The organism is Thermodesulfobacteriota bacterium (genome assembly GCA_034189135.1).
Taxonomy (GTDB): Bacteria; Desulfobacterota; Desulfobacteria; order Desulfobacterales; family JAUWMJ01; genus JAUWMJ01.
Genome location: JAXHVO010000101.1, coordinates 1 through 7,937 on the forward strand (window position 1 = coordinate 1; position 7,937 = coordinate 7,937).

Here is a 7,937-nt window from a genome sequence, read left to right on the forward strand (position 1 = left end):
TGTAAAAGTCATCGAATTGACAAAGAACAATGAAACTGAATTACTTTATCGTAACATTTGTACTACTCTAAACGAAAATGAATTTAAAAAAGCAGCATAAGTTTTCGCTCAATTGGGGTAGAATTCATTTCACCACTCGTAACCCGTAACCTGAACAACATGGCTTAATCAATTCTGCCTGGCCGTTTGTATCTGATTCACGCAATAGTACCAGATTTATTTGTTATTCTATCATTGTGTCCACCTTATAGGTCCCCCCTTCCCATTCGATCAACCCTTTGAGATATAAGGGAAAAGTCAATTCTTCTATATCCTCAATTCCCGATATTTCCTGGTCTGCAAACAACCTGATACCCCTAGTTTCTTTTGGTAAAATGGGAAAAGGCGACAAAAGGAGTTCGGCCTTTTTGCCGCCTGCGTCTTTTGCAATGACACTGCCGGACGGACGGGCATGGGCATTTCCCCAGTTGTGCAGATCAACTATCAGTGAAGTTTTTCCATCGGTCTTTTTTTTAACAACCCCTTTAAATTCAAGTTCCGGTTTTGCCTTTCCCACCGTGACATAAACGACCACCGCAATGGCGCCAGCCACAGGTACGTTAAAATTTCCGAACTTCATGTTATCGATGGTTTCCGGCGCAGGTGAAATGACCACGGCAAATCTGCGCTCGCCATCCTGAGCATCTGCCGGTATATGAACTTCAAAACGATACCGTTTGATCCTTTTAGGAAGTAGCTTGAAGGTTCGCCGCTCTATCCGTGTCCACGGCCGACACGACGCCGCGGTCAGTGGTTTTTCCGCAGGATGGATAACAACACCCCCCTGCTGATTGAGCTCCCAGTCGGCGGTTCGAACCTGGTAAATGCCCGGCGCGGTATCTGCATTTTCAATGGTAATCACCTCTCTGAGCACATCACCCGGTTTTCCCTTCAGCTCAAAATTGGGTGGGCTTATGCGTACTGCAAATGTAGCCCCTTTAGTTTTGCAGGGCATGGCAAGGATTAAAATAATAAAAAGAAGTGATAATGGAATCAGGGTATGTTTAGTACAATTCAATTTCATAGATAGGCGCATAGCGTAGTTTTCCGGTTAAACGGTTTGCATCGATTTTTAAAGTAAAGGTAAAAAATTCAGTCAAAAAAGAAGCGCCGATAAGCCCTTCAAAAATTAAAGCCCGGTTGCCGGGTGATGTCTGACCTGAAGCAAAAATACCGGTGGTTTTCCAGGTAAGGGAAAATCCCTGGCTGCCATTGAATCCGTCTATTTGACTGGGCAGGGCCAGATAGATTCGGGCCTTTTTCCCTCTATAGTTTGAGGTGTTCAACCGCACTTCCACATCAGGTATATGGGCCTTTAAAAGGAAAAATTCATCTTTGCTTAAAGAGGATAAATTTTCCTGCTTTTCCCATTCAAAGCGAACGTTAAAGTGCTTTTTTGGAGATTGAGAATCATCCAGAACTTCTGCAGCCTGGATTGGAATAGAAATGGCAAGAAGGACAGATGCGGTAAAAACAATTTTATACAACAGTGATCTCTCGGGCCGTTGAATACCGATATGTAGTTTCGGGAAAATCATGGAACAGACACCGTATAGGTCACCCTTCCGGTATAGGTCCCGTAGGGAACAATCTGGGTATTGTTATAATAAAATGTATGCCAGTCCCTGACGAGCCAAAATGCACGTGTCGGACTCAGTATGACCTGTGCCGGCGAGCCGGTAAATTGACCCGACGGGATATCCTCATCCTGTGCGGTCCAGCTGATGTTTGTAAAAGAAATGGTGTCGGTGCCGTTACTCAGAGGGGTGGATGAGTCTGCAGTTACAATGAAGTTTGTGAACAAAGCCGAAAAAATATTTGCCCGCCTGGCCGAAGCCTCTATCAGAACACTGCTCGGTGTGCCTGCGACCGGGGTGCCGTCACCCACCTGTGTGGCCGGAACATTGTGGGTAACAGTGGTTATTCCTGTTGCCGCGCCCACCCTGATCCTTACTTCAGCCGGTGCACCCCACAAATTAAATACAATTTCAGCATGTGCGACGGGTTGAAAAATAAAAATCAGAAAAATGACTATTAAAAGATGTCGCATCGGTTTAGTCAGCCCCGCTGCAGAAAAAATCTGCAGCGGGGTTTAATATTATTAAATTTTTCATCCCAACTCAAGTATTTAAGGTAGCACAGCAGTGTAAGTTACCTGATCGGTATAAGTACCTACCGCAGGTGGGATTGCCGGATTTATATATTCGTAACTCCATACAGAAGTCAGATTAATAATACCAGAGGCATTGGCGAGGATGGTCTCTGTACTTCCGCCTGCATCGGTTAAGGTAGGTGCTGTTATACTTCCTGTAACATTCGTATTAATTTGAGAATAGGAAATAGTATTGCCACCACTAGTAAGACCCCCGTTATTAGATGGGGTTATATCTACGTCGCCTCCATTACTGATAAGAACTACATTCACCGCTCCACCACCTGCATCACCACCTGTACCAGCTGTTGTAGCACCTGTAGCAACATCATTACCTGTGGGGGAGAAATTGATTGTATCAATGGTTGTCCCTGCCGTGCCAACCCTGAAATAAACAAATGGGGGTATTACAATTTCAAAATTTAGCCTCGCGTCTGCGCTTGCACCGGCCCCTGTTGCGAAATTACTCTCCGCATTTGCGAAATTAACATAGCAAAGAGCAATCACCAATACAAGTCCAAATAAGGTGATTCTTGCCTTTGTTTTCATAGTCGTTGCCTTAGTTTTCATTGTGCCTTCCTCCTGACTTACTTTTTAAATAAATTTTCAATTGGATTTTGCTGATTTGTTTTTTTTTCCGTTAAAATAGCCAAAGTACGTGCCAAGGCGGTCACCGTAAATGGTTTTTGAATGAAATCATGCACCTTTGCCTCATTTTTTTCAGACAACTTCTCAGAACTGATATTTCCCGCAATCAGCACATTGGTCGAATCCGTCTGATTGATGACTGACTGTTTAAAAAAATCGATGCCGTTCATCCCCGGAAGAATAAAATCGCTAATAATAATATCGAAGTGATTGTTTTGCATGGCACCAAGCCCGTCTTCGGCAGATTCGACCGCCATTAAAAAACAACCCTTGCTTAAAAATACCATGCTCAGCGAATCTCTTATCAATTCATCATCTTCGATCAGCAGTGTTTTCATCGTTTTTATTTTAGAAAATGGGTCCATTTTTTCTCGTTTTTTACCAACCACTGTCTGTTATAGCACATACCGTGCCAAAGCCGCATAAAATAATATATGTTGTTTAATTACAGTATGTTATAGAATTCGTTTTGGACGAATCGTTTCGCAGGGAAAAAGGATATTGTGGGAAATGACCCAAATTAATTGGGTAAATAGGCTCAATTGGGTGAAATAACCCAATATCAGCGAATGACTAAAAAAAGAAATGCTTAAGATGATGCAACTACTCACCTAGTAAGGCTGAAGCCGTTTAGGCTGAAGGAATCATTAGAGAACGATTGTCGTATGTTGGCGGAATGTGATTCTTGCATAAAACATGGATTTAAAATGCGCTTTTACCCTACAGTCTTCAGCCTTCACCCTGCCCATCTGAGTAGTTTCAAGATGAGAAACTAACCTTCCATAAAAAATCGTTTAGGCGGTTTTCAAAAGGTCTTTGAATAAACACTTGATGGCCAAGCAAAAAGGCTCATATACCCCCGCTAAAAAGCAGCGGGATAAAAAGGCGTAGCGGTTTTTCAGGGGTGAGACTATACATATAGTATGTCGAGTTCCTGAAAAATCGCTACAACACAGCAGATGAGCCTTTTTGCTTGGCCATCAGGGTTGTTTTTTTCTGCGGTATCTAAACTTATCTCTGGTCAGCCCGAGAAGGCTTGCCGCTTTGCTTTCGTTACCGTCAGCCATTTTAAGTGCTGCATCAAAATAGTATTTTTCAAGCGAGTCAAGAATTGAAGTGAAATTTATACCTGAAGCAATCAGGGGAGGGATAACCGGCATGTTATCCGGCCTTACGTCCGGTCCATTCCTATGGGTTTGTTTTAACTCAAGATTTTCCGCCCTTAACACCGGCCCATCCGACATTAGGACCGCCCGTTCAAGCATATTTTTCAGTTCACGAACATTACCGGTCCAGTGATGATTCTGTAACGCAGCTTCGGCATCGGGGGAAATATAGGTGAAAATCTTGCCAAATTTTCGGCCGAACTCCAAAAGAAAGTTTTGCGCAATGGGGATAATGTCATCCGGCCGCTGGTTTAAAGATGGAATCTCTATTTTAACCACTGCCAGACGGTAATATAAATCCTCTCTGAATTTGCCGGCTTCGATCATTTTCGGCAAATCCCTGTTGGTCGCAGAAACAATCCGGGGTTGTACCCGATGTTTTTGCGTACCACCGACACGATAATACTCACCCTCTTCCAAAAACCGCAGGAGTTTTGCCTGGGCAGCCATACTCAAATCTCCCACTTCATCAAGAAAAAGCGTGCCATCCGCCGCTTTTTCCACCAGGCCCATTTTTCCGGATGCATGAGCGCCACTAAAGGCCCCCTTTTCATAGCCGAAAAGTTCACTTTCAATAAGCTCTTTGGGAATGGCCGCACAGTTTACACTGACTATCGGGCCTTTGAAATGAGGGCTCCGGTAATGTATGGCTTTGGCGATCAGTTCTTTACCTGTGCCTGTCTCTCCCACAATAAGAATCGAAGTATCCGAACTTTCCGCTACCCGTTTTACGATTTCCATAATATCTAAAATCGCATCGCTCTCGCCTATGAAGCAGGGCAGATTCTCTTTGAGATATTTTTCATGAAGAAGCTGGATCTCTTTTCGCATTGAGATCGTTTCAAGGGCAACCCGGACATTGGCGATTAAAGAATCCATTTTAAGCGGTTTTACCACGTAATCATAAGCTCCGAGTTTCATGGCACTGATCACTGTTTCCAAATCCTCATAAGCAGTAATCATAATGACTATTATTTCAGGATTTTTTTGTTTAATGACCTTCAGTGCCTCGACTCCGCTCATCCCCGGCAGACCGATATCAAGCAGAATCAGATCAGGTGGATCGCTTTCCAAAGCATCGATCACCGCCTCGGCTGAAGCAAATGCCTGAACCTGGTATTCTCTTTTCAGTGCAAGGGTGACACCTTCTCTGGAAACCCCTTCATCATCCACAACAAAAACAGAGTAATTCGTCATCTCGGGCCTATTCTTTTCTCAATCGGAAGCTCGATGCTAAACTCGGCTCCCCCCCATTCGCTTGAACCCACAGTAATCGTGCCACCGTGGTCGGCAACAATTCTCTGAGCAAGACTCAGTCCGATACCGGATCCATCCTGGTGCGTGGTAAAAAATGGATCGAAAATTCTCTCTCTCAGCTTCAAAGGCACGCCCGGTCCGGAATCGGCCACACGTATAAAAAGACTTTGTTTTTCAAAATGAGAGGTCACCTTTATCATTTTATTATCATCTTTTTCGTTCATTATTTGAGTGGCATTATTAATCAGGTTTAAAATGACCTGTTCCATTAAGTGCTCATCGCCATAGCACTCCGGCAGATTATCAGCCAGAGATGTTTCTATTTTAATCCCCTTTTTCCTCAAGGTAGCTGTGGAGAGATCAATGGCTTCCGACAAAGATTGATTCAGGTTGATCTTGATCATTTTAGGAGTACCGGGCTTGGAAAAATCGAGCACCCTTTTGATCACAGACTCAATTTTATTGGATGCGGTCTGGATTTGCCCGGCAATTTTTTTGATCATTTTAATGCTCTCTGGACTAAAGGTATCATTGTCGCAAAGATCCTCCAAAGTATATAAATAGGAGTTGATGCCGGTCAGTGGGTTTCTTATTTCATGAGCAATTCCGGCAGCAACCCGCCCCAGTGAGGCCATTTTGTGTTTGATCATGATCAGGTACTCCAACTCCTTCGCCCGGCTCACATCCATCATATTTACCAGTATGGATTCCTTGCCTTGATAATTGAACACGCTCGCATGGCACTGCACCCATTTTATATCTGCCTGATCGGAAAACTTACATGAAGGACTGAACCTGAAATCTGTTTCAGCCGTTTTTATTTTACCGGAACGCATGCCTTTATATAACCTTTGCACTTTAGCCAGATCATCCGGATGGAGAAATTCGAATTTAGTGATTTGATACGAATCCGGCAATTTCCCCAATAAATGGCCTTGCTCTCTGTTATGGTAGACAATTTTATCTTCCTGGATAATGCAAATTCCGATCAATGAATTTTCCACCAGGTTACGAAATCGTTCCTCGCTTTCCCGCAAAGCAACTTCCGACTCTTTACGGCTGTCTCTAAGCCTTTTGTTCTCAAGCGCATTTTCTGTGGTTGTTAGCAATTCCTGTTGTTCAAACGGTTTTCTAATATAATCATAGGCGCCTTTTCTTAATGCCTTGATGGCGGATTCTATGGAGGCAAATCCGGTAATGATGATGACCAGCGAATCCGGGCTTTTTCGTTTAATATGATCCATGACCTTATATCCTTCCATATCAGGCAAAGACAGGTCGAGCAAAACAAGATCAAAGGAGGTCCGGTTCACACGTTTTATCGCTTCACCGCCGCAATCCGCCACGGTGATTTTATAGGGTTTTCGAGACAGAATATCTTCCAGATATTTGCATATTTCCGGATCGTCATCCACCACCAGCACGTTTGGGATATCGGGCATTTCTCCTCCTCAAAAATCAGTTTTAATCTCTATAACATAAAATGACCCTGTTTGAAAATAGGCTAAAAATAACATTTCTGTTTCCGTCCTGTATATCTGAACAAAAAAATGTAATTATCAAATGGCATGTCCGTTTATTTCTGCTTAGGCTTTTGCCGGTCTTAATACCAACAACAATTGACAATATCTCTTGATTTGATGTATGTTCACTTATGTCGTTATAAAATAAAGGAAGAGGGGAATGATGAGGACTTTAATGTCTCTATTTACGATTCTGGTCATTGTCGTTGTCCAGGGATGTGGTTTTTTAATACTGAATCAGGTGTTTACAGAAAAGGTGAATATAACAATCGGAAAACGAATCGCTAAGAAAGTGGGCGTGCAATAGTAAGAAAGAAAATTTGGCCTATGTTTGAAAATTTAAGGACCGTGTTTAAAAATAAACCTTGCAGTAAACCATCAGCCCGGAATAGTTGAATTCAAAAGATCCGTTGAAATCGATATTCGGGTAATCTTCGTCTTCTGCTTTGATATATATATTAAAACGTTCCAATCCTATCCCAAAACCAAGATACTTAAATGCATTATACTCCAGAACGAGATTACTATCTGTAATTGCACCTTCAAATTGACCCATTTCAAGATAAAAGAAATCAACATTGTATTTGAGAAAAAGCTTGGGAGTAATGGCAAAATCGGCCCGCAAACCCAAAACTGGAAGCGGTGCTGTAATAGACTCCGATTCATGTCCCTCAAATGCCCCGTAAGCGTCTATTTTAAAATCAATGGGCATAACAAAAAGACCAAAAGATGCACCCAGGTCTATACGGTCGTCCTGGAAAAATGAATAGCTATATGCCCCTTTAAAGACCTGTAAATCAAATGAAGTAGTTACTTCGGTACCAAGAGGGAATAGAGTATCACCTATTTGAATATTCCCTAGCAAGGTCGTAGTGCTATCGCGACTAATATCGAACCAACCTAAATCCAAACGGTGGCGGAGGTTGCGAGAAAAGCGCCACAAGCCGTCCACCCTAAAGACCGATACCGATGAATCCAGGTCAAGCGAATCCTCAACATCAACCTCTATTCCGAGCCCTTTCGTGCCGAGGGTGTTGTGGTCAAGTAAAACCGGACACTTTTTGTTAAGCCGCTTTGCGGCATTGTTCTTTTTCATAGGCGAACGGAGTTTTATAACCGAGTGTCGAATGCAGCCGAATGGAGTTATAGTAG

The 7,937-nt window shown here is 43.0% G+C and carries 9 protein-coding genes; 1 reads left to right on the forward strand and 8 read right to left on the reverse strand.

Annotated elements, in window-relative coordinates; all coding sequences use genetic code 11:
* Positions 1 to 223 precede the first annotated feature (223 nt).
* The 7 genes from SWH54_14915 to SWH54_14945 all read right to left on the reverse strand — a co-directional run bounded on the left by SWH54_14915 (position 224) and on the right by SWH54_14945 (position 6,704).
* Positions 224 to 1,063, reverse strand: a complete 840-nt coding sequence (locus SWH54_14915) for a hypothetical protein (protein ID MDY6792550.1) — start codon at positions 1,061 to 1,063, stop codon at positions 224 to 226.
* The gene (locus SWH54_14920; protein ID MDY6792551.1) at positions 1,044 to 1,577 is read right to left on the reverse strand and encodes a hypothetical protein; all 534 of its coding nucleotides are present in this window, start codon (positions 1,575 to 1,577) and stop codon (positions 1,044 to 1,046) included. The genes SWH54_14915 and SWH54_14920 overlap by 20 nt, the downstream gene beginning before the upstream one ends.
* Complete coding sequence (locus tag SWH54_14925; protein ID MDY6792552.1) at positions 1,574 to 2,089, reverse strand: hypothetical protein; 516 nt, start codon at positions 2,087 to 2,089, stop codon at positions 1,574 to 1,576. Before SWH54_14925 ends, SWH54_14920 begins: the two co-directional genes overlap by 4 nt.
* Positions 2,090 to 2,167: 78 nt before the next feature.
* A complete protein-coding gene (locus SWH54_14930) occupies positions 2,168 to 2,761 on the reverse strand; it encodes a hypothetical protein (protein ID MDY6792553.1) in 594 nt (197 codons plus the stop codon).
* 17 nt (positions 2,762 to 2,778) lie between these two features.
* Positions 2,779 to 3,204: a response regulator gene (locus SWH54_14935; GenBank protein MDY6792554.1), complete on the reverse strand. Its 426-nt coding sequence runs from the start codon at positions 3,202 to 3,204 to the stop codon at positions 2,779 to 2,781.
* 615 nt (positions 3,205 to 3,819) lie between these two features.
* A complete protein-coding gene (locus tag SWH54_14940; GenBank protein ID MDY6792555.1) occupies positions 3,820 to 5,202 on the reverse strand; it encodes a sigma-54 dependent transcriptional regulator in 1,383 nt (460 codons plus the stop codon).
* On the reverse strand, positions 5,199 to 6,704 hold the full coding sequence (locus tag SWH54_14945) for a response regulator (protein ID MDY6792556.1): 1,506 nt from the start codon (positions 6,702 to 6,704) through the stop codon (positions 5,199 to 5,201). The genes SWH54_14940 and SWH54_14945 overlap by 4 nt, the downstream gene beginning before the upstream one ends.
* 241 nt (positions 6,705 to 6,945) lie before the next feature.
* On the opposite strand from SWH54_14945, the gene SWH54_14950 reads away from it, so the two are divergent.
* Positions 6,946 to 7,092 (forward strand): hypothetical protein, encoded by a 147-nt coding sequence (locus SWH54_14950; protein ID MDY6792557.1) that lies wholly within the window; start codon positions 6,946 to 6,948, stop codon positions 7,090 to 7,092.
* 45 nt (positions 7,093 to 7,137) lie between these two features.
* Here the strand turns inward: SWH54_14950 and SWH54_14955 are convergent, their stop codons facing one another.
* On the reverse strand, positions 7,138 to 7,881 hold the full coding sequence (locus SWH54_14955; GenBank protein MDY6792558.1) for a hypothetical protein: 744 nt from the start codon (positions 7,879 to 7,881) through the stop codon (positions 7,138 to 7,140).
* Positions 7,882 to 7,937 lie beyond the last annotated feature (56 nt).